General features: G+C 73.3%; 2 protein-coding genes. Both read right to left on the minus strand.

The genetic code is table 11. From position 1 onward, the window contains the following. On the minus strand, positions 1-1,242 hold a 1,242-nt coding region (locus MR1_RS18940; RefSeq protein ID WP_157518407.1), incomplete at its 3' end, for a DEAD/DEAH box helicase. A 244-nt stretch (positions 1,243-1,486) separates the two neighbouring features. Beyond that, positions 1,487-2,440, minus strand: a complete 954-nt coding sequence (gene dapD, locus MR1_RS18945) for a 2,3,4,5-tetrahydropyridine-2,6-dicarboxylate N-succinyltransferase (RefSeq protein WP_067250800.1) — start codon at positions 2,438-2,440, stop codon at positions 1,487-1,489. Positions 2,441-2,496 lie beyond the last annotated feature (56 nt).

Here is a 2,496-nt window from a genome sequence, read left to right on the forward strand (position 1 = left end):
GGCGCCGGACCGGGCCGGCCGGGAGGCGGCCTGAGGGCGCTGCGGCTGCTGCGGCGGGGCCGGGCGCACATGCGGGGCGCGCTCTCCGACCAGTGCCGAGACCGCGTCGTCGGTCGCCGACTCCAGGGGCGCGGTGATCTGCGCCTTGCGGAGGAGGTCCTTCACGTCCCGGCGCTGCTCGGGCAGGACCACCGTGACGACGGTTCCGGCGGCGCCGGCGCGCGCGGTGCGGCCGGAGCGGTGCAGGTACGCCTTGTGCTCGACGGGCGGGTCGACGTGCACCACCAGGTCCACGTCGTCCACATGGACGCCGCGCGCGGCGACGTCGGTGGCGACGAGCACACGCACGCCGCCTTGCGAGGGATCCGAGGAGAAAGCGCTGAGGTTGCGCTCGCGGGCGTTCTGCGAGAGGTTCCCGTGCAGGTCCACCGCGGGGATGCCCGACGCGGTGAGCTGCTTGGCGAGCTTCTTCGCCTGGTGCTTCGTCCTCGTGAACAGGATGCGCCGCCCGGTCCCGGCGGCGAGGTCCTGCACGAGCGCCTTCTTGTGCTCCGCGTCGTCGGCGAGCAGCACGCGGTGGGTCATCTCGCCCACCGGCACGCTCGCCTCGTCCACCTCGTGGCTGACGGCGTCGCGGAGGAAGCGGCGCGCGAGGGTGTCGATGCCGCGATCGAGCGTGGCGCTGAAGAGGAGGCGCTGGCCGCCCGCCGGGGTGGCGGCGAGAATGCGCGTGACGCCGGGGAGGAAGCCGAGGTCGGCCATGTGGTCGGCCTCGTCGAGCACGGCGATCTCGACGGCGTCCAGGGAGACCAGCCCCTGCTTCATGAGGTCTTCGAGGCGGCCGGGGCACGCGACGACGATGTCCACGCCGCTGCGGAGCGCCTGCTCCTGCGGACGCTGGCTGACGCCGCCGAAGACGGTGGTGACGCGGAGCCCGACCGCCTGGGCGAGCGGGGAGACCGTCGCGGCGATCTGGGTGGCCAGCTCCCGCGTCGGGGCGAGGACGAGACCACGGGGGTGGGCGGGACGGCTCTTGCGGCCGGCCGCCGACAGCCGGGCCACGAGCGGCAGGGAGAAGGCGATGGTCTTGCCGCTGCCGGTGCGGCCGCGGCCGAGGAGGTCGCGGCCGGCGAGCGAGTCGGGAAGGGTGTCGCGCTGGATGGCGAACGCCTCGGTCTTGCCGGAGGCGGCGAGCACGTCGGCCAGGGGCGCGGGCACGCCGAGTTCGAGGAAAGTAGGCAAAAGTGAAACTCCGTCTGCGCGCGCGGTGAAGCGCGGCGGGATCGTGGGTGAGGGGCGGCGGCACACGGACGGTGCGCGACCTTCGCCGTGCGAAAGGCCGGTGGCTGCCGGTGGGGGAGCAGGATGCCCGCCCGGTCCTCGGAGACCCCGTGACGACGACGATGCTGCCCGCTCGAGGCGAGCAACCTTCATAGTCTACCAGCCGGAGATCAGAGACCTCCGGAACGGCGCGAATCGCCGCGTGTCAGGCGTGCAGGGCCTCGTTGAGGGTCACGCCGACCCCCGCGCGGCGGACGGCCTCGACCGCTCCGGAGACGGAGTTGCGGCGGAACAGGAGCCCGTCGCGTCCGGAGAGCTCGGCGCCCTTGACGACCGGACGCGCACCGTCGGCGGTCGGCGCCTCGTCCGCGAGCACGATCTTGGATCCGGCGGTGACGTACAGTCCCGCCTCGACGATGCAGTCGTCACCCAGCGAGATGCCGATGCCGGCGTTCGCCCCGAGGAGCGTCCGCGCCCCGATCGAGACACGGTGCTGCCCCCCGCCGGAGAGGGTGCCCATGATCGAGGAGCCTCCGCCGATGTCGCTGCCGTCGCCGACGACGACGCCCTGCGAGATGCGTCCCTCCACCATCGATGCGCCGAGCGTGCCGGCGTTGAAGTTCACGAAACCCTCGTGCATGACCGTCGTGCCCGGCGCGAGGTGCGCCCCGAGCCGCACGCGCGACGCGTCGGCGATGCGCACGCCCTCCGGCAGGACGTAGTCCGTGAGGCGGGGGAACTTGTCCAGGCCCTGCACCTGGATCCCCGCCCGCTGCAGCGCCGGGCGCAGACGCACGGCGTCCGCGGGGAGCATCGGCCCGGCCGTCGTCCATGCGACGGTGGGGAGGTAGGCGAAGATGCCGTCCAGGTTGAGCTCGTTCGGCCGCACGAGGAGCGTGGAGAGGGCGTGGAGGCGGAGGTAGGCGTCCGCCGTGGACGCCGGCGCCTCGTCCAGGTCGATCCGCAGGTGCACGGCCTCGACGCTCACGCGACGGCGCTCGTCCGTACCCGCGTGCGGCTCCCAGGTCTCCGCTGCCGCGGCGAGGTGTTCGGGAGAGAACTCCGCCGTGCCGATCTCCGGGAACCAGGCGTCGAGGGCCGTCCCGTCTGACGCGATCGTGGACAGTCCGAAGCCGAAGACGGTGCGCGCGTGGGTCATGTCTCCACGCTACCGAACACCGGCACGCCCATGACGTGCCCCCGGGACGCACGGCC

This window comes from Microbacterium resistens NBRC 103078, from assembly GCF_001552355.1.
Taxonomy (GTDB): domain Bacteria; phylum Actinomycetota; class Actinomycetes; order Actinomycetales; family Microbacteriaceae; genus Microbacterium; species Microbacterium resistens.